The sequence below is a fragment of the Buttiauxella cochleicola genome (genome assembly GCF_021282405.1).
GTDB lineage: Bacteria > Pseudomonadota > Gammaproteobacteria > Enterobacterales > Enterobacteriaceae > Buttiauxella > Buttiauxella massiliensis.
Genome location: NZ_JAJSOU010000001.1, coordinates 404,535 through 429,758 on the forward strand (window position 1 = coordinate 404,535; position 25,224 = coordinate 429,758).

Genomic DNA, 25,224 nt, shown 5'->3' on the forward strand with positions numbered 1-25,224 from the left:
ATGCAAAGCCAGCTATTAATAAACGGCCAGTTAGTGCAAGGCCTTGGGGAAAAATTGCCGGTATACAATCCGGCGACTGGGGAAGTGCTGCTTGAGATTGCGGAAGCCAGCGCGGATCAGGTAAACGATGCGATACGGGCTGCAGATATTGCTTTTGCTACCTGGGGGCAAACCACGCCAAAAGAGCGTTCGGAACATCTACTAAAACTGGCAGATGTTATCGAGCAAAATGGCGAAGTATTTGCCCGCCTGGAATCGCAAAACTGCGGCAAACCCTATCATTGTGTGTTGAATGATGAGATCCCGGCTGTGGTGGATGTATTCCGTTTCTTTGCGGGAGCAAGCCGCTGTTTGAATGGTTTGGCGGCGGGGGAGTATCTCAGTGGCCATACCTCGATGATTCGCCGTGACCCTGTGGGCGTGGTGGCATCTATTGCACCCTGGAACTATCCACTAATGATGGCGGCCTGGAAGCTCGGCCCGGCACTCGCCGCGGGTAACTGTGTAGTGATCAAGCCTTCCGAAATCACACCGCTTACTGCTTTCAAACTCGCTGAATTGGCAAAAGATATTTTCCCGGCTGGCGTATTGAACGTATTGTTCGGACGTGGGCAAACGGTGGGTGATGTGCTGACCGGTCACCCGAAAGTACGCATGGTCTCCTTAACCGGGTCAATTGCCACCGGCGAGCATATTATCAGCCATACTGCCCCTTCGATTAAGCGCACCCATATGGAACTGGGCGGCAAAGCGCCGGTGATTGTCTTTGATGATGCGGATTTAGATGCCGTCGTCGAAGGTGTACGCACATTCGGATATTACAACGCCGGGCAAGACTGTACTGCCGCGTGCCGAATTTACGCCCAGAAGGGTATTTACGACAAACTGGTGGAAAAACTGGGGGAAGCGGTCAGCAGCCTGAAATATGGTGCGCCAGACGATGAATCCACCGAGCTCGGGCCACTAAGTTCCGCCGCTCACCTTGAGCGCGTAAGCCTTGCGGTGAATGCCGCCAAAGCGCTGGCGCACGTTAAAGTGGTGACGGGGGGCTCGAAAGTAGAAGGGCCGGGATATTACTTCCAGCCAACTCTGCTTGCCGGTGCGAAGCAGGAAGATGACATCGTGCAAAAAGAGGTGTTCGGCCCGGTGGTCAGTATCACGACCTTTGATGATGAGGAGCAGGTTCTGGGTTGGGCTAACGACTCAAGTTATGGATTGGCTTCATCAGTCTGGACAAAAGATGTCGGTCGCGCACATCGCCTGAGTGCTCGTTTGCAGTACGGCTGTACATGGGTGAACACTCATTTCATGCTGGTAAGCGAAATGCCGCACGGTGGGCAAAAACTCTCAGGTTACGGCAAGGATATGTCGTTATTCGGGCTTGAGGATTACACCGTTATTCGCCACGTGATGATTAAGCACTAGCGTTATCTCACCACCTCCGGGAGAGGTGGTGATTATTTTTTACAACTTAATGATCCAGATACAAATAGTGCATCCAACTGGTCATCCGCAATAAAACCTTACGCATCACAGAGACATGGGTAAAGTGGTCGGAATAGACGGCAACTTGTGCAAAGATCCCATCGGGTAAGGCATCCACTTGCGCATTTGGTGCGAGCTCAATCACCGCTAATACGCCGTCACTTCCGGGGGTTAGCGTTAGAGATTGCAACGTACCTTGAGCCTGATAAGAACCGCCTGGAACAACAGGCAGAACCGTTGTCAGTTTACCCTGAAAAACCTGCCCCGGTAGCGCATTGAACACCACTTCGGCTTCGTCACCAGCTTCTAAGCGTAACAAAGAGTTTTGTCTGAATTGGGCAATAATCTGGCGTTTTTGTTGCGGGATAAACACCATCACCGGACGTAACGGAAGTGCGGCTGCATAGGTTCCCGGACGAATCAGAACTTGCGTGACATAACCATCGCTGGGGGCACGAATAACGGTTTGGTTAAGATTATATTTGGCTTCGGCAAGCTGGGCGCGCAGGCTGACAATCTGTGATTGTTCGCCGTTCACCATGCTGTCTAACTGGCTTCTGATCTGTGACTGTTCAGCAACTGAGCCTTTTACCAGCGCATCTTGTGCGAGGTAGTTTTGCCGCGCGTTATCAATATCGCTTTCAGAGAAGGGATTCACACGGGCTTTGCTGCCCTGAAGATAACGTTGGTAGTCTTTATACAGTCTGTCGCGTTCGGCGGTGACGCGGGTCGTGTTGGCCACAGCAGCATCAAGTTGAGATTTGAGTGACTCTGTGCTGTGAATTTCCGTCATTAAATCAGCTTGCAACCTGTCGACACGAGCTTGATAGCGCGTAGGGTCTATTTTAAAAAGGACTTCCCCTTTTTTAATCATCATATTTTGTTTATCGGTGACTTCACTGACAATTCCCGTTACCTGTGGAGTAAGTGGAATAGAAATAACCGCTTTTTGTGCGAGATAAGTATAAGGGTGGTTGTAGTTCATTAATAAAATAAGCGCACCAATTAAAAATACCCCGCCTAAGGCAGCTGTTGGCACTGTCCATTTATTTACCGGTATTTTAAAAATCTTAAATACGGCCCACGCAAAAGCAACATACGTCAGGATAATGAGCAGATCCATGATATTACTCCGATGGAGTTATTTTGTTGTTATCCAGTTTCTGTTCCAGTTCGCTTACGCGTTGCTGTAACGAAGCCAGTGTTGCGTCGGCATTTTGTTGCATGCCCCATCCGCGTTCAGGGCGGTAGAGCGTTGCCCAAATCCATAAGAATGGCCATATAACATGCAGAGTAAATAAACTTACCCAGCCGGCGACGTGAATCGCATCGGCGTGAGGGTGGTTGCGGGCTTTGGCTATCAGGTAGGGAATGTCGTGAAGAATAATAATCCCATAAAAAATAATGAGAAAGACAACGATCAGAACACCCAGCGCGAAATAGTTGAGGAACATAGTGACCTCGATTGAGAAACCGCCGTTTTTATTAAAGATAGTCGTTATCTAACTCAGGGTTTATGAATCAGTAAAATTTCACCCGGAATAATTAATTACCACCCTAATGACCAGGATAACGCCGGCATTTTCTTTCCTGAAAAATCGTAATAATGAGAACTGGCGTCATCCTTTTTCTTCTGTTAATTACTCGGTTTCGTCGCGTACATCCGTCGACGAGGCATTTTTTTGAACGGATTCAATCCCTTTATGGGCCGCCGCTTTCGATGAGTACATTTCGCTTTGTGCAATAACTTGCCCGTTTGACGCTTTCAGCACGAAATAAAATGGCTCCGCTGTCGCTTTCGTTGATTTCTTTAAAACATAGTGTCCCATAGAAAATCTCCGCAGTTACCCAAGGCCCAATGCCTGTGGGATAACTTAAATATAGTGCAATCAACAAGCGAGACGGTCAGGGGAGTTTGATGGGAGCAAAAACTTGATCTGAGTCATAAAAAAGAGCATATTTTGCGGGAAATTTTTCAAACTACCCATTATAAAAATGACTCTTTATCAAGATATGTTGGTTTTTTACGCTGTAATGTCGTTAATCACTGCTTCTGTTACCTGGTTTTTGGCTCATGATACCAAACGAATTAAACTATTAAGCTCTGTGCTGGTGGGTGCGACCTGGCCAATGAGCTTTCCAGTGGCTTTAATGTTTTCTTTGTTCTAAAAGCCGTCATAATTCAAGCCGAATCACTACAACTCGAATGATTTTGGGTTAGCTAACCAGGTATTCCATGAATGACATAACTTTTTTCCAGCGTTTCGAGAGCGATATTGTCGCCGGGCGCAAAACAATTACATTGCGTGATGCCTCTGAATCGCACTTTAGCGCAGGCCAACAACTGCGCGTCGGGCGTTATGAAGATGACGTTTATTTTTGCACTATTGAAGTGGTCAGCGTGACGCCAGTGGCTCTTGACCAACTGACCGATGAGCATGCACGGCAGGAAAACATGACGCTGCCAGAGCTCAAGGAAGTGATTGCTGAAATTTATCCGGGTCTGAATGAGCTTTACGCGATTGTATTTAGCTTGGTATACCCTAAATAATTCGATTTGCAGGAAGGCGGCGACGCAGTGAGTCCCCAGGAGCTTACTTGAGTAAGTGACTGGGGTGAGAGAGGAAAGCCAACGCACATGCAACTTGAAGTATGACGGGTATAAAGGAAGGGGGAGCGCCCCCTTCCTGACAACGAACCTAATGACTGGCTTTCTTCAACATCTGATACAACTCATCTTTTAGCCGCAGCTTCTCTTTTTTCATCTGCACGACCTTTTCGTTGTATCCCGTCCCTTTTGGTCCCCCCTGGCGTAAAATCTCATCGTCGAGTTGATTGTGCTTGTCAAACAAGCTGAGGAAACGTGGGTTAGCGGATTTTAGTTCGTTGATCAATTCACGGTACTCAGGAAACATTGCGAACCTCCTGGACTGTTCTACCCGTCATGCTTCAATGGCGAATTATTAGGGTAGAGGGTGGGTGAATGGAATTTGCTGGCAGTCACTGCCAGCCCCAGTGTATGCACCACTTAAAGCAAATTGAAAGCGCCGCTTGGTAAGGGTTTGTCAATTTGCGACCCGTGAGACGAGTTAGTTAAATTGATTAAATTTTCAGCGGAATGCAACTTGTATAATCGCAAAAATTGATAACGACAATCTCATATTCATGTGCTAAAACATATCTATGATATATCTTATGCAATGAATAATGAGAAACCGATGACCACACAAACCAAACCTAAACTTCCTAAGCGCGTAAAAAACGAGCTCAAATTCCGTGAATTAACCGTTAAAAGCAAACAAACGGTCGCCGGCTGCTTCCACCGTATTGTTTTTACCAGTCCTGAACTGGTTGGCTTTTCTTCCCAGGGGTTTGATGACCATGTAAAAGTCTTCTTCCCACCTGAAAACGGCGACTTTGTGCGCCCATCAGTTACCGACGACGGCATTGTCTGGGGCGAAGGGCTGCGTCCCATTTCTCGCGATTACACGCCTTTGACTTTTGATGCCGCACATATCGAATTGACGCTCGATTTCTATATTCACGACGGCGGTGTGGCAAGCATGTGGGCTGATAAAGCCGCAGTGGGCGATACATTGCTTATCGGCGGGCCAAGAGGCTCTCTCGTTATCCCAACCGATTACGCATTCCAACTCTATATTTGTGATGAAAGTGGTTTACCCGCAGTCCGTCGCCGCTTGCTCTCCTTACCCGAACACATTTCACCTGTCGTGCTGGTCAATAGTCACCATGCACAAACTCATGAATATCTCAGCGATTTTGAACATGCACGCGTTGAGTGGCTTGATACCGAATCCATCGCAAGCAACGTCCGTACCATTGAATTCCCGGAGACTGACTATTTCGTCTGGATTACCGGCGAAGGGCACGATGTGAAACAACTGAGCGATGAGCTGCTGGAAAGCCGTGGTCTGGACGCCGATTACGTTCGAGCTGTCGCTTACTGGCATAACAAATAAGGAAACGAACATGAAAATCCAACATATTCATCATCGTTTTTGTGCAAAACACGAACGCCATGAACAGCATGGTTTACACGGTGGTCATCATGGTCATCACGAACACGGGGGATTGGAAGGCAAAGCTCGGATGCGCCGTGAACGTTTGTTTGATGCCAACGACATTCGTCTGCTGATCCTGCACTTCCTCTCAGTCAATACAGCCCACGGGTATGAGCTGATCAAATCCATCGAGGCCACGGCAAAAGGCGAGTATGTGCCAAGCCCTGGGATTATTTACCCGAACCTCTCATTGCTTGAGGAGATGGGGTTTATCAGTGCCGTGCAGAGCGAAAGTAACAAAAAAGCGTGGATGCTAACCGAAGAGGGACATGCCGAACTCGCTCAACAACATGAGCACCTTGGCCATCTTATCTCGAAGCTTGAATCGTTAGGAGTATTAGGCGATAACCGCCGGCTTCCTGAAATACAGCGCGCCATCCATAACTTCAAAATGGCGCTCAATACCAAACTTGGCCAGAGCGATTTGCCAAAAGAGACGCTGTATAAAATCATCGATACCCTGGATCAGGCCGCGAAGGATATCGAACGCAGTTAATTTCGCCGGTTCTCGACAATGAAGCATAAAGATTCGCCCAAATCTGCCGAAACTATATGCTTCTGTTGCCATGAGAACAAATTAGCATGTTAAATCGCATAAAAGTTGTAACCAGCCTTCTGTTTGTGCTGGGTTTATTCGGTATTTTACAAATGACGTCTGGCGGGTTGTTCTTCAACGCGCTGAAAAACGACAAAGAAAACTTCACCGTACTGCAAACTATTCGCCAGCAGCAATCCACACTCAACGGCAGCTGGGTTGCGTTACTGCAGACTCGTAACACGCTAAACCGTGCCGGTATCCGCCATATGATGGATACCAACAATATCGGTAGCGGTGCGACGGTAAATGAGCTGATGCTGATTGCCAGCCAGTCGTTAAAGCAGGCCGAAAAAGAGTGGGCGGCATATGAAGCCCTGCCACGCGACCCGCGTCAGAGCGAAGAGTCTATCAACGAAATCAAACGCAACTATGTGATTTACCACGGTGCGTTGGCCGAGCTGATTCAACTGCTTGGCGCAGGAAAAATCAACGAATTCTTCGACCAGCCAACCCAAAAATATCAGGATGGCTTCGAACAGCAGTACGTCACCTACCTGCAACAAAATGACCGCCTGTATCAACAAGCGGTAGACGACAATAACCAGTCTTACTCGCAGGCCATCTGGATCCTCGCTGTGATTCTGGCACTGGTTGTTGCGGCGATTATTACCGTTTGGCTGGGTATCAAGAAAACCCTTATCGAACCGCTGCATCGCTTGATTGATAACATCCGCCATATTGCGGACGGTGACCTGATGCATTCTATTGATGTGCATGGGACCAACGAAATGGGCCAACTGGCAGCAAGCCTGCGTCATATGCAGTCGGAGCTGGTGAGCACAGTGAACGAAGTTCGTAACGGCGCACATGCGATTTATAGCGGTGCCAGCGAAATCTCTATCGGTAATAACGACCTTTCTTCCCGTACTGAGCAACAAGCGGCTTCGCTTGAAGAGACTGCTGCCAGCATGGAACAGTTAACCGCGACCGTGAAACAGAATGCGGAAAATGCGCGTCAGGCAAGCCAGCTGGCATTAAGTGCATCAGAAACTGCGCAGAAGGGCGGCAAAGTGGTGGATAACGTGGTGCGTACCATGAATGACATCGCCGGTAGCTCGAAGAAAATTGCTGACATCACCAGCGTGATTGACGGTATCGCTTTCCAGACTAATATCCTGGCACTGAACGCCGCCGTCGAAGCTGCACGTGCCGGTGAACAAGGACGTGGTTTTGCGGTTGTTGCCGGTGAAGTGCGTAACCTGGCGCAGCGTAGTGCACAGGCGGCGAAGGAGATTAAAGGGCTGATTGAAGATTCCGTCAATAAAGTAGATACCGGTTCAACCCTGGTTGAAAGTGCTGGTGAAACCATGGGCGAAATCGTCAATGCGGTCACGCGTGTGACGGATATTATGGGTGAGATTGCCTCGGCGTCTGATGAGCAAAGCCGTGGTATCGACCAGGTCGGGCTGGCGGTTTCTGAAATGGACCGTGTAACGCAGCAAAACGCCGCATTGGTTGAGGAATCTGCCGCTGCTGCTTCGGCTCTTGAAGATCAGGCAAGCCGTCTGACTCAGGCTGTTGCCGTGTTCCGTATTGGCCAGGAAACCAAAAAAGAACCCCGTAGCGTTGAGCCGAAGCTGACTCTCACTCCTGTACAAAATCGCAAAGCCTCGGTGAGCGATTCAAACGAGAATTGGGAAACGTTCTGATTTTCGTCATGTGACTGCGGTGGATAAGCGCATGCGTTATCCACCCGTTCATACGCCATTAAGATGTCGGATTAGCGCAAGCGAGATCCGACATCTCTCTACAATACTGCTTCATCTAACCGCATTAAACGGTCCAGGCGCTGATGGTAGCAACGCAGCGTGGCATCAATTGCCTCGGCTGGCATAAATGAATCACGATATACGGACTCCACAACCCGGCTCTCTTTTTGCAAATCGTTAAGCAGTTTCACAATAAGCTTCTCGGTTAAACCCATTCCTAACCCAAGCTCCCGGAAATCCATTCCCAGATATTCTCCATATGCCGTTTTGAAACCCGGCGCTAACTCCCGGTCGCCTTCTTCACAGATAAGCAGGGGCAGCGCCATAAATCCGGAACTAAAAATAGCCGGATAGGGTGCAACAGAGACAAAGTCATAAACCGGGGATAGCGTGGGTTCGCCAACTCTCGGGTGCATCAACCCGAAATTGCGCAGATGCATATCGTTATTACCCAGCAAATAGGCATAGGCGATACGGCGGAACAAGTCGATTTTAAAGGCGAGGTTGCTGTTAACATGCTGGGTCAGGAACGCAGCCAGTTGCTGATAACTGACATATTGCTTTCCGTCACTGCCGGTTTTGCCGTACTTTTCACCAACATTCATCGCCGCATCAAGTTGTTCCTGGTGAATAGCCACCCCGGTTATCATATCCCGGTCAAAGCGGCGGATAACAAAGGCCAACTCACGCTCGGTATCATTTCCTTCGGGCGCAAAACTTACTAATCCATGTGGTGGTACGTCAAACCCCAGTCGCGACATGAGCGTCATTGTGGCGTGTTCGTTTTCCGCAAGATGAGGGAATTCGGCCGGAGAGGGTTTGAGTATGTATTCACCCTGATGCTCTACCACCGCAAATTCGCCATCGCGTACCACCATTTGCAGTTTCGGCTGATACCCGGAAATACTCATTCCGCGCTGGGCTTTTGGCAATTCGTGAATAAATTCACTGCGCGTAAAACTCAGCTGCGGGTTGACCTTACCGGAGCTGGTCAGGTGCTTGAGGCCTTTGTTCGAATAACCTGACGCCTGCTCTTTGGCCTGTACCAACGGAGTCAAAAGAATGTGGCAGCGCATTGTTAATCCTCCTGGGTGTTGACCAGCTGTACTGCGCCAATCAAGTTTTTGCCGTTATCAATCAGCATACCGAGTAGATCATGCTCATCGCGTTGTTGCAGTTGGCTGTAACGCATTTTCAACCAACCTTCCGGTGCTAATGATGCAAAAAAGGGCGGTAGTGTTCGGCTGTGAAAGTGGCCGACACGCACCGGTAAACTTAAGGAGAGCGGCGGCCCGATATAGTCGGCATAGTAGCTAAACGCAAAACCGTCATCGTCCTGGCGCAGTTCACCCACAGGTTCACCGTATAACCACACTTCTACACGGCGGCGCACAGCTTCACTCCTAATGCGTCAGCAACTCGCAACACGGTACCGAATTTGACCTGGTCGGGATCTTTAAACAGGCGTTTGAGCGTTGATGCGGATACGCCGGTTTGCAGTTCCAGCGTCGCCAGATCGATATCAAGCTCTTTGCGGCGCTGGTTCAACTGCTGCCCCAACTGCGCGGATTCAGCAATGACGTGTTCATCAAAAGTGAGATCAGATTCCTGCGCCCGCAGAATCACCACCTTTTTAACGTCATTCAGTAATTCGCCCATAGCGTGGAGTTTGTCGGCAAGCGTGGCTGTGTCGTAGTTCATTTTTGACCCCTTTCTCTTAATTTAGGCAGGGAAACGGTTAAATGTGAGCCTGTGATACAAAAATGTATCATGCATGAGCTTTATTGTCTTTTTTTAATTCAAATAGCTCATATTTGGTCTGATAGGGCTTTAATGGTTTATTAAAGACCTTACTTAGATTCACAAATATAAAAATAGACCATTTATGACCTTATCTGCGTCATGAAAATCGGCTTATCCAGAAACTGGATAACCAAATGTAAATTAATTGTTTCACTCGTGTTGGCGAAAACCTTATTAATTAAGGCATGTTAAACAATACGAGTTTGTCGCATGTCTTATCGAATCAGCCTGCTGGATAAAAGTCCGGTCGCAAAGGATGGCACTCCTGGCGACGCTCTGAAACACACGTTACATCTGGCTCAACAGGCCGAAGACTGGGGTTATCACCGTTTCTGGATTGCCGAGCACCACAACACTTCCCGTCTGGCAAGTCCGTCTCCTGAGTTACTGATTGCCTGGATTGTTGGGCAAACCAGCCGCATTCGTGTCGGCTCCGGCGGGGTGATGTTGCAACATTACAGCCCTTATAAAGTGGCGGAAAACTTCAATTTATTAGCAAGTCTTGCTCCGGGTCGTGTGGATCTCGGTGTAGGTAAAGCGCCGGGTGGGTTGCCGCTTTCCACGCAAGCATTGCAACGTGCCGGGCAAGATAAAGAGTCGTTCGCGGAAAAACTCACTCAGCTTGATAACTGGCTCTCATTACCAGCAGCGCAGGATGACGAGGAAACCTTACGTGCAACCCCCGTTCCTGCACAAAGCGCTGAGCGTTTCTTGCTGGGTGCAAGCCTTGAGAGCGCAGAACTTGCCGCAAATCTTAACTGGAATTTCGTCTACGCCGCCCATCTGAATGGCGATAAAACTCTAATGCGCGACGTTCTTAACGCCTGGCACAGCAAAAGCCAGCGCGACACGCAGGTGGCTGTGCAGGTGATTGTGGCAGCGGATGCGGATACTGCCGACGCACTGGCAAGTCTGGTTGAAATCTGGAGCGTTGAGCTTGAAAACAACCAACGCGTTAGTGTCGCCAGTGAAGCGCAGGCACACGCATTTTCTCGCCAGGCGGGCAGCGCCATCAAAAAAATCGAACGCCGCGATCCCTCGCTGCTTAAAGGCACCGCCGAGGTAGTTCAAGCCGGGCTTGCGGCATTAAGCCAGCAGTTTGGCATCGACGAATTTATTATTGATACCCCAATTGCCGACCCGACAGCACGTTTGCAGTCGCTGCGTTTGTTGGCAGGTAAAACGACCGAGAAACCCGTGTCTGATTTTGCCACCTCCTTTACTGCACAGCATGAAGCCTGGTAAGGGGATGACAATGACATTTGCCCCACAGACATTCGAACAACAGCTTATCGACTGGCGACGTGAGCTCCACCAAAACCCTGAACTGTCCGGCGAGGAAGTGGCAACTACCGCTCGTATAAGGCACTGGCTGGAATCCGCAGGGCTGCGTCTGTTGCCGTACACACTAGCCACTGGTGTGGTGGCTGAAGTAGGGCACGGCGATAAGGTGATTGCGCTGCGTGCTGATATTGATGCACTGCCTATTCATGAAACCAGCGGCGTCTCTTTTAGCTCACAACATGACGGCGTGATGCATGCCTGCGGGCATGATGTTCACAGCAGCGTGATCCTCGGCGCAGCCTTGTTACTTAAGGAGCGTGAAAACCAATTGGCGGGTCGCGTTCGCTTGCTGTTTCAACCGGCAGAAGAAAACTTTACCGGCGCAAAGGCATTGATTAAGGCCGGTGCGCTGGAAAATGTCTCAGCCATTTTTGGAATGCATAACGAACCCGGTTTACCTGTCGGCACCTTTGCCACCAGAGGCGGCGCATTCTATGCCAATGTCGATCGCTTTGTTTTGCGGGTGAAAGGGAAAGGTGCGCATGCCGCTCGCCCACATGAAGGCCACGACCCTATTGTGTTGGCAAGCCAGCTGGTTATCGCACTGCAAACTATCGCCAGTCGCGATATCGATACGCTGGATTCAGTGGTCGTAAGTGTGACACGCATACAGGGAGGTAATACCTGGAATGTACTGCCTGAAAACGTTGAGCTTGAAGGAACGGTGCGCACGCATCATGGCGATATTCAAAAACAGGTCGAGAAACGCATCCGCGAAATTGCTTCCGGCTTAGCCAGTGCATTTGGTGCTCAGATTGACGTGGAGTGGTTTAACGGGCCGGTGACGTTAATCAACGATGAGAAATGGGCGGCATTTTCTATGCAGGTCGCAGAAAGCGTGGGTTACAACACACAAACCTCCGAACTGCATATGGGTGGCGAAGACTTTGCTGTTTATCTGCAAACCATTCCCGGTGCGTTTGTCAGTATTGGTAGCGCCAGCCCTTATGGTTTACATCATTCGGCGTTTAATCCGGATGAGGCATTAATTGAGAATGCGGCGCGATATTTCGCGACACTTGCCGAACAGGCATTACTAAAAAATTAACTATTGCTCATTTGCAGGGGTATCACTCCCCGGGATGCGTGCGGCCAAAATATAGGGGTACATATGTCAAATAATCGACAACTGCGTCTTGGAACAATCTTACATGGCGCATCAGGAAATATGTCGGCATGGCGTCACCCGGCAGCTATTGCTGATGCCAGCATTAGTTTTGAATTTGTGAAAGATACGGCGTTAAAAGCAGAAGCGGGCAAGCTGGACTTTTTATTTGTCGCAGACGGTTTATATATTAACGAAAAATCGATCCCTCACTTCCTGAATAGATTTGAGCCATTAACGGTGCTGTCAGCATTAGCCAGCGTCACTTCGCATTTGGGGTTGGTTGGCACACTGTCTACCTCCTACAGTGAACCCTTTACCGTCGCTCGCCAGTTTGCAAGCCTTGACCATTTGAGTAAAGGGCGTGCGGGCTGGAACGTGGTGACATCGCCACTGGAAGGCTCGGCGAAGAACTTCTCCCGTGAAAAACATCCGGAACATGCGCTGCGGTACCGCATTGCTGATGAATATCTGGATGTGGTGAAAGGGCTGTGGGATTCCTGGGAAGAAGATGCATTTATCCGTGATAAAGCCAGTGGGCAATTCTTTGACCCCAATAAATTACATACGCTGGATCATCGCGGAGATTTCTTCCAGGTAGCAGGGCCGCTGAATATTTCCCGCACGCCGCAAGGGCGTCCGATTGTATTCCAGGCTGGCGCATCAGACGACGGCAAGAAATTAGCCGCCCGCCATGCAGATGCTATTTTCACCCATCATGAAACCCTTGAAGAAGCGCAACATTTCTATCGGGATGTTAAACAACAGCTGGAAACTCATGGCCGCCGTCATGAAGACCTGCACATATTCCAGGGTGTGAGCGTGATTGTTGGCAAAGATGCTGACGATGTGGAGAACCAGTATCAAACGACCGCCGCACTGGTCTCAATTAACGATGCTCTGAATTACCTCGGCCGCTACTTTGAGCACCACGATTTTAGCCAGTATCCGCTTGATGAGCCGTTCCCGGATCTCGGAGACCTGGGGCAGAACAGCTTCCGCAGTACTACAGATGAAATCAAACGTAATGCTCACACTCGCAATCTGACGCTACGCCAGGTGGCACTTGAAGCCGCATCACCGCGCCCACGTTTTTCCGGGACGGCACAGCAGGTGGCAGATGGGTTGCAGCAGTGGTTTGAAAGCTATGCCGCCGACGGTTTCATTATTCAGGGCGGTACACCAGATACCTTCCCACGCTTTGTCGATGAAGTGGTCCCGGTTCTGCAAGCTCGCGGGTTGTTCCGCAGGGAGTATCCCGGCGCCACGCTGCGCGAAAGTTTGGGCCTGGCAGAACCCGTAAATCAGTTTTCGTAACAAACACCAAACATCACAATAAAAAAGAGAACCTGCTATGCAAAAAATATCGCTAATCCTTGCTATCGCTCTGGCACTTTCTTCGGCACAAACTCTGGCGCAAGAGGTCACCATTAACGGCACTGGCGTCAGCCTCGAAGCCAATAAAACGCCGATTAACACGGCCGTGAATCCATCGGCTGTGGCACAGCTGCCAAAAGATCATCATTTTGCGGTTCCCGGTAAATTCACCGTGGCAGTTGCAGCGCTGAACTCACCACCACTGACCGTGTTTGCTGAAGACAACAAAACGTTGCTCGGCAGCGAAGTCGATATTGCCCGTCTGGTGGCTGACAGCTTAGGACTTGAGCTCAACGTTGTACCCACATCCTGGGAAGACTGGCCATTGGGTGTGGCATCGGGGAAATACGATGCGGCAATCAGCAATATTACCGTGACCAAAGAGCGCAAACAGAAATTTGACTTCGCCACCTACCGTAAAGATTCACTAGGGTTCTACGTGAAAGCCAACAGCCCAATCAAGAAGATTGAGAAAGCAGAGGATATTGCCGGGCTGCGCATTATTGTCGGCTCGGGAACCAACCAGGAATCTATTTTGCTGGCGTGGAATGAAGAGAACCTGAAGAAAGGGCTTAAACCTTTCACCCCGGTTTATACCAAAGACGATGCGGCACAAACGCTGGCATTGCAGTCCGGCCGCGCGGATGCGTTCTTTGGCCCCAATGTAACGGGAGCCTGGAAGGCAGCACTCACGCAGAAAACCCAATTAGTTGGCGTGGTTGATGGCGGCTGGCCGAAAGCTGCGCATATCGCCGTCACGTTGAAGAAAGGCAGTGGACTCGTGGAACCGGTACAAACCGCGCTTAATGGCGTCATCAAAAATGGTGATTACCACAAAGTACTGAATCGCTGGGGAGAAGGTGTAGAGCAAATCCCTTCATCAGAAGTTAACCCAGCCGGTCTTGGCGATTAAGGAGCAGAACATGCGTGAACAATTTCGTGATGTTTCACCTGAGGCGCCAGAGCTACAGCCGATCATTGCTGGGTTATTTGGCGAATATGAAGCGCGATACGGGGACTATTTTTCCCGTGATGCCGAAGTAGAACTTACCGAATGGTACCTGGCACCGCAGGGCCTGTTTATTGTTCTGGAGCGTGACGGTGAAATTATTGCCACAGGCGCTTATAAGCCATTCGACGAACAGACAGCCGAAGTTAAACGTATCTGGACGCATCCTGCATTACGCCAACAAGGGCTTGCTCAGCGTGTGATGCGTGAACTGGAAAGTCGGGCGCAGGTTGCCGGTTATCGCCATATCTATCTGACTACCGGTTTTCGCCAGCCAGAAGCGGTGAAGCTTTATCTGAGTCTTGGCTACCAACCGCAGTTTGATATTCACCGTAACCGGGAAGAATACAGTGTGGCTCCGTTCGACGGCCGCTTACGTTTTACCAAAGAGTTGGCTCGTCTGAGCAAAACGGCCTGAGGAATACTTATGCATACCCCATCAACGATAAAAGTGGTTCCTGCGCGCTATCCACTCAGAACACTCGGTGCAATTATCGCTCTGTTTGTGCTGGCTGTGGTTATCCAGTCGGTTGCATTTAACCCCCGCTGGGAGTGGAGCGTCTTTGCCCGCTGGTTCTTTGACCCGGTGATTCTTGAAGGACTGGCACAAACTTTACTGCTGACGCTAATAGGGACTGTGCTGAGTGTCGTGATTGGCGGAATGTTGGCGCTGGCACGGCTTTCATCTTCGTGGCTGCTAAATAGCCTTGCGTGGAGCTATATCTGGCTGTTTCGTTCACTGCCACTGATCGTGGTGCTGATTATTCTCTATAACTTCTCCTATCTGTACGACACGCTCTCGATTGGTATTCCGTTTACCCAAATTCAGTGGGGAAGTTACCAAACGATAAACGTGCTGGGGCAGTTTTCTACCGCCGTGGTTGGGCTGACGTTAGTGCAAAGTGCCTATACAGCCGAGATTATTCGCGGTGGTTTCCTTGGCGTGGATCACGGGCAATATGAAGCGGCAGCGGCATTAGGGTTACCCGCATGGCGACGTACGCTGCGTATTATTCTGCCGCAGGCGCTGCGCACCATCTTGCCTTCAGGTTTTAATGAAATTATCAGTCTCGCTAAAGGCACGGCGATGGTTTACGTGTTGGCGATGCCTGAGCTGTTCTACACCATTCAGATGATCTACAACCGCACTCAGGAAGTGATCCCACTGCTAATGGTGGGGGCGGTCTGGTATCTGGTTATCACAAGCGTACTGTCGCTGATTCAACATCTGGTCGAACGTTGGCTGGCACGTAGTGAGCGCCGCTCGGCGATTAATCAACAAACTCCCGCTCGTAATCCGTCACATCAACCGGTGCTGCAGACTCAGGAGGCCGCCCATGTACCAACCCCATAACCAGACTGGCCAAATTTCGATTACCGGTGTGAGTAAATATTTTGGCCGCCATAAAGCGCTGGATAACGTCTCACTGGAACTGGAACCAGGTTCGGTCACGGTGATACTTGGGCCGTCAGGTTCCGGCAAATCAACCTTGCTGCGGGCGATTAATCATCTTGAACGTGTAGATGAGGGTTTCATCCAGATAGATGGTGATTACATTGGCTATCGTCAGGCTGGCGACAAACTGTATGAACTCAAAGAAAAAGAGATCCTGCGTCAGCGCATTAACGTCGGCTATGTGTTTCAAAACTTCAATTTGTTCCCGCATCTCACGGTGCTGGAAAACCTGATTGAAGCACCGATTGCTCATAAACAGCTGAGCCGTAAAGCGGCGATTGAACAAGCCTACCAACTGCTCGATGTGGTGGGACTGCGTAATAAAGCGGATGCCTGGTCGCGCCATCTTTCCGGTGGGCAGCAACAACGTATCGCCATTGCGCGAGCGCTGGCACTGCGTCCACGCGTGATGCTGTTTGATGAACCTACGTCCGCACTCGATCCGGAGCTGGTGGGCGAAGTGTTAGACGTGATTAAAAAACTCGCCCGTTCCGGCACCACGCTGGTGGTGGTGACGCATGAAATCGGTTTTGCCCGGGAAGTGGCGGATAACGTGGTGTTTATGGTCGACGGGAAAATCGTTGAGCAAGGCAGCAGCGACGAAGTGCTTAACCATCCACAACATTCGCGAACGCGTCAGTTTTTATCAAAAGTTCTCTAAGGAGCAGTTATGAAATTTGTCCCACTGGCGCTGTTGATAGTGAGTTCGGCGAGCTTTGCACAGGGAAGTCTCGATCTTAAAGCTAATGAAGTGCCGATACATACGGCTAAAGACCCGGTGGCTATCAGTAAAATTCCTCAGGGCTATAAATTTGTTGAGCCGGGTACGCTTACAGTCGCCATTTCAGCACTAAATTCGCCACCGCTGGCGATGCTGGCGAGTGATAACCGCACAAGGATCGGCAGCGATCCTGATATTGCACGTTTGCTGGCCGATAGTTTAGGGCTGAAGCTCAAACTGGTGCCTACCGCCTGGGAAGACTGGCCGCTTGGCATTACATCCGGTCGCTACGATGTGGCACTGGTGAATATTGCGGTAACCGAGCAGCGTAAAACCAAGTTTGATTTTGCGACCTATCGCGTAGATTCGCTGGCATTTTCGGTGAAATCAGACAGCCCAATTCAAAAGATTGCCGGGCCAGCAGATGTTTCCGGCCTGCGTATTATTTTGGGTTCTGGAACCAATCAGGAAAAAATCCTCCTGGGCTGGAATGAACAAAACGAACGTGAAGGGCGTAAACCTGCGCAGCCTATTTACCTGACGGATGACGCTTCCGGCAATTTGTATATTCAGGCGGGGCGTGCAGATGCAACGTTTGGCCCGCAAAGTGTCGCCGCCTACAAAGCGGCATTAACCGGGAAAACGCGTGTTGTGGGGCTTGGGCCTAAAAAAGCGTATGTCGCCACGACTACCAAAAAGGGTAATGGTCTGGTTTATGCGCTACAGGCCGCGCTGGATGGCGCGGTGAAACGTGGCGAATATCAGCAAGTTCTCGACCGTTGGGGAGAAAAGGGCGAAGAAGTTGCGGCGTCTGAGATTAACCCGCCGGGCATTACTTATCCCTAAGCAGTACCTGCTCAATAAACCCGTGAATATCCTCCAGCGCCTGCTCTCTGGCGAGCGGCGCGCTGTCGATAATCAGTTGATCCGAATACCCGTTCAGCAATGCGCCAAGCTGGCGGGTGACACGCAAAACATCCGTCTGGCGGAACACGCCGCTTTCGATGCCGTCATGAATAATACTCGCCAGCAACGCATCCCACTTTTCGGTTAACGCCAGCGCAAAATCGGCATACACCTTGTTATGCACCGCCAGTCGCCACAGCGAACTGTACAACTCCCAAACGGCATCCGCGCGGTCGGGTAAATAGTCTTCGATAAAAACGGATAAACCTTGCTCCGGCGGCAGCGCGCGGCTCTTTTGGGTAAAGGTTTCCAGATCCGCGTACATAAAGCGCGAAAACGCCTCGATGCACAGTGTCTGCCAGTCCGGGAAGTAGTGATAAATGTGGCTACGGGCGATGCCAACTTGCTCCGTAAGCTCACGCGTGGTGACCTTTTCTACGCCCTTTTCGGTGAACAGGGCAATCGCCGCATCAAGAATATTCTCTTTTAGAACAGTCGCTTTTTCTTTCATCACAGTACCTTCGTTGACTTTGAGCAAGTGCTCAAATAGACTCTTTCCATTCGTTGAGCAACCGCTCAAGGATAACAATCTAAGAAATTAAAGTCATGGAAACCTTACAAACCGCTCAACTTAAACCTTCGCGCGGTGCATTAAACACCTTAAAAAAACTCGCCAGACTCCACAGAAAAAAGCTCGTTGTGACGCTGATGCTGGTGGTCGCCGAAAATATTATCTACCTGCTTTATCCGCTGATGGCGGGTTTTGCCATCAACGCCATCATTAAAGGGCAACCGCTACATGCATTGCTGTATGCGCTGGTGGTCTTTGTGATGTGGGCGATAGGCGCTGCACGCCGCAGCATGGATACCCGGACATTTGCCAGAATCTATGCCGGTCTTGCCGTACCGGTGATCCTTGCACAGCGCGAGGATGATCATAGTCATTCGACCATCGCTGCTCGCGTGACGTTGTCACGTGAATTTGTCAATTTCTTCGAAACACACCTGCCGCTACTGATTACCTCTGTCGCGTCAATTATCGGCGCAGTGATTATGTTGCTGACTATCGAGTTTTGGGCAGGTGTCGCTTGTTTTGGCGTGTTGATATTCTTCGCGATGTTTCTGCCGAGCTATACGCGCAAGAACGAAATGTTGTATGAGAAACTCAACGACAGGCTGGAAAAAGAGGTGGGTTTTGTCGGCACAGCCAGTGAAAACACACTGAACAAGCATTACAACTTTTTGGCGCGTGTGCGTATTCGTTTGTCCGACCGGGAGGCATACGGCTATTTATCTATTGGTATTGCCGCAGCGTTCCTGTTCGCGATGACCATTTGGCTTATGACCGTGAAAGGTGTCGGGAACGCCGGGCATATTTACTCTGTCATGACCTACATGTGGATGTTTGCCATGAGCCTTGATGATGGCCCATCTCTGCTTGAGAAGTACTCGCAGCTTAAAGAGATAGGCAAACGCGTTAACACAGGGCTTGTGTAATTAACCCACTTCCGGCAATGCGCCGGATGCAATCAACGCCTGAATCACAATCACGGCGATACCGCAGGCAAATACCAGAATCAGCAACGGTTTGCCACCAGCGACACGGTAGCCAGGCTCTTTTTGAGTCTGGCGACTTTTCCAGACCAAAAGTGACGGGATGATTAGCGCCAGTATTGCCAAAGCAACACCGGCATAACCCAGCGCCATCACAAACCCTTGCGGGTAGAACAGGGCGAAAACCAACGGCGGCACAAACGTCATCAAACCTGTTTGCGCACGGCCCGATGCATTACGTTTACGGTTGAACAGGTCGCTCAGGTAATCAAACAATCCTAACGACACACCCAGGAATGAAGTTGCCAGCGCCAGATCCGCAAACAGATGCACCGCCAATTCGACATGCGGCGAGGCCACCACTTCACGAACCGCCTGCAATAAACCATTCAGCCCTGAATGGTTAGCTAACAGCCCGCTAAACACACCCGAATCAATCGCACCCAGCGTGGCAACTTGCCAGAAGATATAGGCAACTAACGGGATTGCGCTGCCAATGATAAACACCCAACGCAGTTTGCGCAGGTTGCCATCAAGGTAACTGACAATACTCGGTACGCTGCCGTGGAAGCCAAACGAAGTGAAGATCACCGGAATCGCCGAAAGTGCGAGGCCTTTCTCCAGCGGCAATGTCAGCAAATTAGTATGATGGATGTGCGGCATCATCAGCCCCAGCATCACCACCAACATAATCACCTTGGCGCTAAACAACACGCGGTTGAACATATCCACCATATGGGTACCGATGCAAACAATGCCTCCGGCAACAATCGTGAACAGCAAAACCCCAGTGGTGACCGAAATGTTAGTAGAAAACCACTGGCTCAGGCTTGCCGATAACAATTCGCCCGCACCGCTGATATACGCCGCCGTCAGCGCATACATCAGGAACAGCATGCTAAAGCCGGTAAGCCATTGCCCCGGCCGTCCAAGGTAGCGACGGGCAAGGGTGCCAAGCCCGGTGTCTGCGGAAACGTGTTGATAAACTTCGACCAGAAGCAGTGCTGTGTAACACATCAACCCCCACAAACCGATGAGCAACAGGAAAGTCACTCCAAACCCAACACCTGCTGAAGCCAGCGGCATTGCCAACATTCCTGCGCCAATAGTGGTACCGGCGACGATAAAGATACTGCCAAGAGTGCGATTCTTCACGCTTCCCTCTGAATTTACGCTTGTAATAACGAGATTATGCCGCGCAGGGTAAGGGATTGTTACGACTCCGTCAAATGAGAGTTACATGAGGTGTAATTTTATGTTTACGATATTTTGTTGGTGCTCATATTATTCAGACCGGTAGTGAATGCGAGTCTTTATTTATTGTACCAGGAAGATTCTTGGGGAAATTGTAGTTAAGGAACGGTCAGATACATACCCTACCATTATTGGTGTTTATCCCATTGATTGCTTGACGTTTTATTTATTATTGGCGACATTATTCCGTCTTAAATTCTCAAGCGTAAATAAGTGTCTTTCAGATACTTGTGGCTTTTTGCGTGCAATAAATAAAAAACATACAGCTTATATAAAAGGATTTGTGCAAATGAAAACTAAAAATTTATTTCTCTCTGCCTCTGTTTTAGCCGCCTTACTTCTCAGTGGTTGTGCAAGCGTCCCTTTGGCTCCAGAGCAAGAATCTATTAATGCCAAAGCATTCCCTGCTCCAGAGCAAGATAAAGCTGGGCTATATATTTATCGCGATAGCTTTGCGGGTAAATCGCTTAAAAAAGATGTGTATGTCGATGGGAAATGTGTGGGTGAAACCGCGGACAGAACGTTCTTCTATACGCAGGTAACAGGTAACCAGACGCACAAAATTTCTACTGAGTCCGAATTCTCTCCAAATGATTTGTCGTTATTCATGCAAGCAGGAAAAAACTACTTCATCAGACAATATATCAAGATGGGGGCTTTTGTCGGTGGCGCAGGTTTGAGCGAATCTTCTGAAACCGAAGGTAAGCGCGTAGTTTCCAAACCGGAAGTGAAACTGGCCCAGCAAGGTCACTGCGATAACTAAATAGAAATGCCCCTTTGGATGCGTGAATTTTGCCGTACTGAATTATTGTCTCAGTCTTCAGAATTCACGCCGATAACTCAAACAGTAAAATAAAACGCTGCCTCAACACTAACTGAGGCAGCCAAAGATTAATGCTTGCCAAGATACTCTTTTTCCAGCCGGGCAACAGTGCCGTCCTGCATCATTTTGGTGAGAGCATCATTGATGAATTTCAGCGTCTGATCATCACCTTTGCGCACACCGATGGCGCTATTGGCTGAAAGCATCGGGTCTTTCACTGGCTCACCAGAGAAGGCGTACTCTTTGCCAATGGGTTGGTCGAGAAATGCAGACTGCCCTGAGGTGGCAATGACAAAGGTCGCATCCAGTCGGCCATTGGCTAAATCGCCGTAAATCGACTGCTGATCCGGGTACTCTGTCACGTTGGCACCTTGCGAACGCCATTTCGCATCAGCATATTTCGCCTGCACTGAGCCCTGTAATACGCCAACATTTTTCCCACTCAATGATGCTGCCTCAGGCTTCAGTGGTGCACTTTTGGCGGAAATTAAACGGCTGTCGTCTTCATACAATGTCTGGCTGAAGTCGATAACTTTCAGGCGTTGTGCATTCGGGGCCATCGAGGAGATAACCGCATCGAATTTTTTGGCGTTCAGCCCCGGAATTAAGCCATCAAAACCGGACTCCACCCACTGGCAGGTGACGCCTGCGGTTTTGCAGATCTCATTACCAATCGCAATATCCAGGCCAACCAAACTGCCGTCAGGCTTTTTCGATTCATAAGGTGGATAAGTGGGGTCGGTACCAAAACGTAATGTTTGCGCCTGAACGGACTGGCAGACCGTCAATGCCAGCAACCCACAAACTCCTGCAACGTATTTGTTCATCTTTTACTCCGGTGATAGTCAGTTAGCGCTGTTATGCACAAAGGCGGTCAAGGGCGAGGGTAATGAAATAGCGCACGCCCAGCGGCAGTACATCGTCGTTAAAATCGTATTCTGGGTGATGGCAAAAAACGCCGCCCTGGCCAAGCAGCACGTAAGCACCTGGCCTGCGTAACAAAAACTCTGAGAAATCTTCAGAACCGTTCATTGGCGGGAAACTGCGTAAAACATTGTCTTTGCCAAACACCTTTTCGGCACTTTTTGCTGCGGCCTCGGCCTGGGTCGGATGGTTAACGGTTGCCGGTGAGCCATTGGCAAAACCAACGCTAATCGCGCATTCGCAGGTTTTGGCCACCCCTTCGCAAATTGCCTCAATACGGCGTTTTGCCTGGGCGCGCACCGCCTCGTTAAAGGTGCGCAAGGTGCCAGCAAGTGTTGCATGGGCTGGGATCACGTTCGGCGTGCTACCGGCATGCATGCTACCGATACTCAGCACCGACATTTCTGAAGGAGAGATGGTGCGACTGACTACCGTTTGTAATGCGCAGACCAGTTGTGCTGCGGCAATCACCGGGTCGCGAGTTAGCTCTGGCGCGGAACCGTGCCCACCCACGCCATCGATGCTTATCAACACATCGTCACATGAGGCGAGCATTGCGCCATCCAGCACGCCAAAAGTCCCTGGCGCAAAGTGTGGGGCATTGTGCAGCCCGTAAATTTCATCCCAGTCAAACTGCGTTTCAGCACCAGCCTCCAGCATCGCTAGTGCGCCACCGCCGTTTTCTTCAGCAGGTTGGAACAAGAACACTACTTTCCCGGCAAAATCGCGGTTTTGGCTAAACCACTGCGCCGCACCTAACAACATGGCGGTGTGCCCGTCATGCCCACAGCCATGAAAAGCGCCCGCATGAGTTGAGCGATATTCCGGATTGCCTTCTTCTTCCATCGGCAGCGCATCCATATCCGCTCGTAGAGCGATAGTGCGCCCCTGGCCGCGCTCGCCTTCCACCACGCCAACAACACCCGTGCCGCCAATATTGCGCCAATGGGTGATTCCCCATTGCTGCAGGCAATTTGCGACACGTTCACTGGTGCGAGTTTCTTCAAAAGCAATTTCGGGATGGGCATGTAAATCACGGCGTAGTGCTACTAACTCAGCAATATTTACCGTCAAATCAAGGTTATTGTTCACCACTTATAAAGCCCTCTATTATACTGAGTTCGCAAAACGGCCGGCTTTATGATGCTAGAAGAGACTGAAATCATTGGTCAATTTCCAGTTTCTTATGCCTATAACAAACAGTTATAGCGGAGGGTTTATCAAAACATCTCAATTGCGGATCTTAGTGGCAGTTGCCCGACACGGAACGCTGATCGGTGCCGCTGGTGAGTTGGGGTTATCTCAACCGGGCGTAACGCGCAGTATCAAAGAACTCGAATCCAGATTAGGTGTGCAGTTACTGGTGCGCAGTGGAGCTGGCGTGCGTTTCACTGCATATGGCAACACGCTACTTCGTTACGCGCGCACCGTAATGACAGAAATCAGCCGCGCAGAACATGAAATTGCCGCCATGAAAGCGCAATCCCATGCCAGTTTGAATATTGGTGTCTCTTTGCTTTCGGCAACCGTTCCGGTTTACGAGGCTTTGCGTCGCTTTCGCTTACGCTTCCCGCAGGCCAGAGTTAACGTTCACGAAGGCATGCCTGGGCAAATCATTGATGGATTACGCAATGGCGATTTTGACTTGTGCCTGGCATTTGTGGCGCAAACCGACCCGATTGCTGAGTTTCGCCTGATTGCTTTGCAGCACTGGCCACAAATTCTGGCGGTGGCGGAAGACGACCCGCTGGTCAACGCCACAAACCTGAATCAACTCTCTGAAGCGCAGTGGCTGTGCAGCCACACACGGGAAAGCTGGCAACCGTTCTGGCAAGAACTGGTGGGGGAGCAAAACGTACAGGAACCTGAGCAGGTGAATATTTGCACCTCCTGGGGGCTTTATTCCGCACTGGCGCAGGATGCTAACACCGTCAGCATCTGGCCAGATTTTTTGCTGCACGCTCGCTCAGGGCAAGGCAAATTAGTACCGCTCAATATTCAGAGGCAACTACCCGATATCACCTTTGGTTTTATGCTGCGAAAAGACCAGGTACTGACTCCGGCTTACGAATATTTTATCGACTGTATGGGTCAGGAGCTAAAAGCTTCTGCTTTGTAGCCATCGAGCAAAGTGCAATTCCCAGCGTGATAAGCAGAGCGCTGACGAGATGAAAACCGTGTAACGGTACATTGAGAAACAGCACACTAAACACGCCACCGCTGAGTGGAATAAGGTGCGAATAAACTTCACCACGCGTCGCCCCAATGGCCTGAATACCTTTATTCCACAACAAATATGACAGCCATGACGGGAAAATAACCAGGTAACCCAGCCCTAATAAGAAGCCTGAATTAAAGTAGGCATTAATCTCAGATGCATAGTGGGCCGCCGAATAGAGTGATAACACCGGTAGCAGCACTATTGCGCCAATCGCGGCACTTACCGCAACAAATGCATTCCCACCAACCTGTTTGGGTTTGAGGCGCAAGAACGCGCAGTACAAGGCCCAGCTGACAGCCGAACCCATGGTCCACACGTCGCCACGATTGAGGTTTTTAAGCGTATCCATATGCAGAAGGTCGCCTTGCATCACCAGATAGATCACACCCAAAGAGCTAAGCACCACACCATAAATATTGCGTCGTGAAATATCCTCTTTGAAAATAAAATTATTAATCAACAACACTAATGCAGGCGTGGTGGATAAATATATCGCTGCATTTAATGATGAGGTGTATTGCAGGCCGATATATAGCGTCACCGGGAATAACACTTGCCCGCATAAAGCGAGGAAAAACACCGTGTATTTTGCCTCAACCATCGCCTGCCATTGCGCTCTTATCTGCCGGAAATAGAGGCTGATGAGCAACAGGGCAGTGAGCATCCAGCGGGCCTCCGACAGCACAATGGGGTCAACCTGCGCGACCAGTTCGTGGCCCACAACGTAGTTTCCACCCCAGAAACAGGCGGCAAGGCTTAACAGTAAATACGGCATAATTTGAGTTCCAGAAAATGGTTTAATACACTCAGCTATAGATTCAATTCATATAGGCGATTTCACGCAGCTGATAAA

At 50.0% G+C, this 25,224-nt stretch carries 29 protein-coding genes; 17 read left to right on the forward strand and 12 right to left on the reverse strand.

Going from position 1 to position 25,224, the window contains the following annotated elements:
* A complete protein-coding gene (patD, locus tag LVQ79_RS01875) occupies nucleotides 1–1,425 on the forward strand; it encodes an aminobutyraldehyde dehydrogenase (protein ID WP_232863695.1) in 1,425 nt (474 codons plus the stop codon).
* Nucleotides 1,426–1,471: 46 nt separating this feature from the next.
* Here the strand turns inward: patD and LVQ79_RS01880 are convergent, their stop codons facing one another.
* The 3 genes from LVQ79_RS01880 to LVQ79_RS01890 all read right to left on the reverse strand — a co-directional run bounded on the left by LVQ79_RS01880 (nucleotide 1,472) and on the right by LVQ79_RS01890 (nucleotide 3,314).
* Nucleotides 1,472–2,608, reverse strand: coding sequence for an HlyD family secretion protein (locus tag LVQ79_RS01880; protein WP_232863696.1), 1,137 nt, complete (start codon nucleotides 2,606–2,608; stop codon nucleotides 1,472–1,474).
* A gap of 4 nt (nucleotides 2,609–2,612) precedes the next feature.
* Nucleotides 2,613–2,939, reverse strand: a complete 327-nt coding sequence (locus LVQ79_RS01885) for a DUF3302 domain-containing protein (RefSeq protein ID WP_072009402.1) — start codon at nucleotides 2,937–2,939, stop codon at nucleotides 2,613–2,615.
* Between the two features lie 186 nt (nucleotides 2,940–3,125).
* Nucleotides 3,126–3,314, reverse strand: coding sequence for a YegP family protein (locus LVQ79_RS01890; RefSeq protein WP_154154722.1), 189 nt, complete (start codon nucleotides 3,312–3,314; stop codon nucleotides 3,126–3,128).
* Nucleotides 3,315–3,480: 166 nt separating this feature from the next.
* Between LVQ79_RS01890 and LVQ79_RS01895 the strand changes: the two genes are divergently transcribed.
* On the forward strand, nucleotides 3,481–3,654 hold the full coding sequence (locus LVQ79_RS01895) for a GhoT/OrtT family toxin (protein ID WP_151993548.1): 174 nt from the start codon (nucleotides 3,481–3,483) through the stop codon (nucleotides 3,652–3,654).
* Between the two features lie 67 nt (nucleotides 3,655–3,721).
* The gene (gene yqfB, locus LVQ79_RS01900) at nucleotides 3,722–4,036 is read left to right on the forward strand and encodes a N(4)-acetylcytidine aminohydrolase (protein WP_232863697.1); all 315 of its coding nucleotides are present in this window, start codon (nucleotides 3,722–3,724) and stop codon (nucleotides 4,034–4,036) included.
* Nucleotides 4,037–4,184: 148 nt separating this feature from the next.
* On the opposite strand, the gene LVQ79_RS01905 is transcribed toward yqfB, so the two are convergent.
* The gene (locus LVQ79_RS01905) at nucleotides 4,185–4,400 is read right to left on the reverse strand and encodes an HP1242/YdcH family protein (protein ID WP_064518993.1); all 216 of its coding nucleotides are present in this window, start codon (nucleotides 4,398–4,400) and stop codon (nucleotides 4,185–4,187) included.
* A gap of 303 nt (nucleotides 4,401–4,703) precedes the next feature.
* Between LVQ79_RS01905 and LVQ79_RS01910 the strand changes: the two genes are divergently transcribed.
* The 3 genes from LVQ79_RS01910 to tsr all read left to right on the forward strand — a co-directional run bounded on the left by LVQ79_RS01910 (nucleotide 4,704) and on the right by tsr (nucleotide 7,814).
* Complete coding sequence (locus LVQ79_RS01910) at nucleotides 4,704–5,465, forward strand: siderophore-interacting protein (protein ID WP_232863698.1); 762 nt, start codon at nucleotides 4,704–4,706, stop codon at nucleotides 5,463–5,465.
* A 10-nt stretch (nucleotides 5,466–5,475) separates the two neighbouring features.
* Nucleotides 5,476–6,063 (forward strand): PadR family transcriptional regulator, encoded by a 588-nt coding sequence (locus LVQ79_RS01915; RefSeq protein WP_232863699.1) that lies wholly within the window; start codon nucleotides 5,476–5,478, stop codon nucleotides 6,061–6,063.
* Between the two features lie 86 nt (nucleotides 6,064–6,149).
* A complete protein-coding gene (gene tsr, locus LVQ79_RS01920; RefSeq protein WP_232863700.1) occupies nucleotides 6,150–7,814 on the forward strand; it encodes a methyl-accepting chemotaxis protein in 1,665 nt (554 codons plus the stop codon).
* Nucleotides 7,815–7,912: 98 nt separating this feature from the next.
* Here the strand turns inward: tsr and LVQ79_RS01925 are convergent, their stop codons facing one another.
* From LVQ79_RS01925 to LVQ79_RS01935, 3 genes are read right to left on the reverse strand one after another with little or no spacing between them, the layout of a single operon-like run.
* Nucleotides 7,913–8,950, reverse strand: coding sequence for a type II toxin-antitoxin system HipA family toxin (locus tag LVQ79_RS01925; protein ID WP_232863701.1), 1,038 nt, complete (start codon nucleotides 8,948–8,950; stop codon nucleotides 7,913–7,915).
* 2 nt (nucleotides 8,951–8,952) lie between these two features.
* Nucleotides 8,953–9,267 carry a HipA N-terminal domain-containing protein gene (locus LVQ79_RS01930; protein ID WP_232863702.1) on the reverse strand — a complete coding sequence of 105 codons (315 nt, stop codon included), beginning with the start codon at nucleotides 9,265–9,267 and terminating at the stop codon, nucleotides 8,953–8,955.
* Nucleotides 9,252–9,575: a helix-turn-helix domain-containing protein gene (locus LVQ79_RS01935; RefSeq protein WP_232863703.1), complete on the reverse strand. Its 324-nt coding sequence runs from the start codon at nucleotides 9,573–9,575 to the stop codon at nucleotides 9,252–9,254. The genes LVQ79_RS01930 and LVQ79_RS01935 overlap by 16 nt, the downstream gene beginning before the upstream one ends.
* A gap of 312 nt (nucleotides 9,576–9,887) precedes the next feature.
* On the opposite strand from LVQ79_RS01935, the gene LVQ79_RS01940 reads away from it, so the two are divergent.
* From LVQ79_RS01940 to LVQ79_RS01970, 8 genes are all read left to right on the forward strand, one after another.
* Nucleotides 9,888–10,922: an MsnO8 family LLM class oxidoreductase gene (locus LVQ79_RS01940; RefSeq protein WP_232863704.1), complete on the forward strand. Its 1,035-nt coding sequence runs from the start codon at nucleotides 9,888–9,890 to the stop codon at nucleotides 10,920–10,922.
* A 10-nt stretch (nucleotides 10,923–10,932) separates the two neighbouring features.
* Complete coding sequence (locus tag LVQ79_RS01945) at nucleotides 10,933–12,069, forward strand: amidohydrolase (RefSeq protein WP_232863705.1); 1,137 nt, start codon at nucleotides 10,933–10,935, stop codon at nucleotides 12,067–12,069.
* Between the two features lie 63 nt (nucleotides 12,070–12,132).
* The gene (locus LVQ79_RS22640; protein ID WP_502258305.1) at nucleotides 12,133–13,443 is read left to right on the forward strand and encodes an LLM class flavin-dependent oxidoreductase; all 1,311 of its coding nucleotides are present in this window, start codon (nucleotides 12,133–12,135) and stop codon (nucleotides 13,441–13,443) included.
* 37 nt (nucleotides 13,444–13,480) lie between these two features.
* Complete coding sequence (locus LVQ79_RS22645) at nucleotides 13,481–14,416, forward strand: ABC transporter substrate-binding protein (RefSeq protein WP_151993536.1); 936 nt, start codon at nucleotides 13,481–13,483, stop codon at nucleotides 14,414–14,416.
* A gap of 10 nt (nucleotides 14,417–14,426) precedes the next feature.
* Nucleotides 14,427–14,930, forward strand: a complete 504-nt coding sequence (locus LVQ79_RS01955; RefSeq protein ID WP_134182543.1) for a GNAT family N-acetyltransferase — start codon at nucleotides 14,427–14,429, stop codon at nucleotides 14,928–14,930.
* 9 nt (nucleotides 14,931–14,939) lie between these two features.
* On the forward strand, nucleotides 14,940–15,866 hold the full coding sequence (locus LVQ79_RS01960) for an amino acid ABC transporter permease (protein WP_232863706.1): 927 nt from the start codon (nucleotides 14,940–14,942) through the stop codon (nucleotides 15,864–15,866).
* Nucleotides 15,850–16,629, forward strand: coding sequence for an amino acid ABC transporter ATP-binding protein (locus LVQ79_RS01965; RefSeq protein WP_232863707.1), 780 nt, complete (start codon nucleotides 15,850–15,852; stop codon nucleotides 16,627–16,629). The genes LVQ79_RS01960 and LVQ79_RS01965 overlap by 17 nt, the downstream gene beginning before the upstream one ends.
* A gap of 9 nt (nucleotides 16,630–16,638) precedes the next feature.
* On the forward strand, nucleotides 16,639–17,535 hold the full coding sequence (locus LVQ79_RS01970; RefSeq protein WP_232863708.1) for a transporter substrate-binding domain-containing protein: 897 nt from the start codon (nucleotides 16,639–16,641) through the stop codon (nucleotides 17,533–17,535).
* On the opposite strand, the gene LVQ79_RS01975 is transcribed toward LVQ79_RS01970, so the two are convergent.
* A complete protein-coding gene (locus LVQ79_RS01975; RefSeq protein ID WP_232863709.1) occupies nucleotides 17,522–18,106 on the reverse strand; it encodes a TetR/AcrR family transcriptional regulator in 585 nt (194 codons plus the stop codon). The genes LVQ79_RS01970 and LVQ79_RS01975 overlap by 14 nt on opposite strands.
* Before the next feature lie 95 nt (nucleotides 18,107–18,201).
* On the opposite strand from LVQ79_RS01975, the gene LVQ79_RS01980 reads away from it, so the two are divergent.
* Nucleotides 18,202–19,092, forward strand: a complete 891-nt coding sequence (locus LVQ79_RS01980) for an ABC transporter six-transmembrane domain-containing protein (RefSeq protein ID WP_232863710.1) — start codon at nucleotides 18,202–18,204, stop codon at nucleotides 19,090–19,092.
* On the opposite strand, the gene tyrP is transcribed toward LVQ79_RS01980, so the two are convergent.
* A complete protein-coding gene (tyrP, locus tag LVQ79_RS01985) occupies nucleotides 19,093–20,304 on the reverse strand; it encodes a tyrosine transporter TyrP (protein ID WP_232863711.1) in 1,212 nt (403 codons plus the stop codon).
* A gap of 148 nt (nucleotides 20,305–20,452) precedes the next feature.
* Between tyrP and LVQ79_RS01990 the strand changes: the two genes are divergently transcribed.
* Nucleotides 20,453–21,166: a DUF2846 domain-containing protein gene (locus tag LVQ79_RS01990; protein ID WP_232863712.1), complete on the forward strand. Its 714-nt coding sequence runs from the start codon at nucleotides 20,453–20,455 to the stop codon at nucleotides 21,164–21,166.
* A 128-nt stretch (nucleotides 21,167–21,294) separates the two neighbouring features.
* Here the strand turns inward: LVQ79_RS01990 and LVQ79_RS01995 are convergent, their stop codons facing one another.
* On the reverse strand, nucleotides 21,295–22,053 hold the full coding sequence (locus tag LVQ79_RS01995) for a transporter substrate-binding domain-containing protein (protein WP_232863713.1): 759 nt from the start codon (nucleotides 22,051–22,053) through the stop codon (nucleotides 21,295–21,297).
* A 31-nt stretch (nucleotides 22,054–22,084) separates the two neighbouring features.
* A complete protein-coding gene (locus tag LVQ79_RS02000; RefSeq protein ID WP_232863714.1) occupies nucleotides 22,085–23,245 on the reverse strand; it encodes an amidohydrolase in 1,161 nt (386 codons plus the stop codon).
* A gap of 91 nt (nucleotides 23,246–23,336) precedes the next feature.
* Here LVQ79_RS02000 and LVQ79_RS02005 point away from each other — a divergent pair, with 91 nt between their 5' ends.
* Nucleotides 23,337–24,269: a LysR family transcriptional regulator gene (locus tag LVQ79_RS02005; protein ID WP_233337884.1), complete on the forward strand. Its 933-nt coding sequence runs from the start codon at nucleotides 23,337–23,339 to the stop codon at nucleotides 24,267–24,269.
* Here LVQ79_RS02005 and LVQ79_RS02010 read toward each other — a convergent pair.
* On the reverse strand, nucleotides 24,226–25,146 hold the full coding sequence (locus tag LVQ79_RS02010; RefSeq protein ID WP_232863716.1) for a DMT family transporter: 921 nt from the start codon (nucleotides 25,144–25,146) through the stop codon (nucleotides 24,226–24,228). The two genes, LVQ79_RS02005 and LVQ79_RS02010, sit on opposite strands and share 44 nt — an antisense overlap.
* Nucleotides 25,147–25,224 lie beyond the last annotated feature (78 nt).